At 51.3% G+C, this 353-nt stretch carries 1 pseudogene; it reads right to left on the reverse strand.

The features are described 5' to 3' along the window. Positions 1 to 353, reverse strand: a pseudogene (locus HMPREF2808_RS13995) (transposase); the annotation flags it as partial.

The following is a 353-nucleotide window of genomic DNA, read 5'->3' on the forward strand; positions in this document are numbered from 1 at the left end:
GCATCATCGATAATCTGGTAAATCGTGACATGTGTGTGGGCATGGTCAAAGAGGCGATAGACTAGTCCATCGATTTGCCAGAGTTCACCGACGCGATCACGGGCGAAGCGCTTATAGGAGCTGCGTGGCCGTTTGCGGGCATTGGCATCAACAAATCCCAGTTCATGCAGCCACGAGGCGATTGTAGAACGCGATGGGGTGTAATCTGCGCCTACAGTGTCGAACAAAAAGTAGTAGATCGACCAAGGCCCATAATCCAAGCCTTGCTCCATTAACTGTTGTCTGGCGTGGACGACTGCGATTTTATCGGCCTCGTCAAACTTCTTAATCGGATTCTTCGGGGCAGTCGAATC

Source organism: Corynebacterium sp. HMSC078A10 (assembly GCF_001811565.1).
In the GTDB taxonomy this organism is placed as follows: domain Bacteria; phylum Actinomycetota; class Actinomycetes; order Mycobacteriales; family Mycobacteriaceae; genus Corynebacterium; species Corynebacterium hesseae.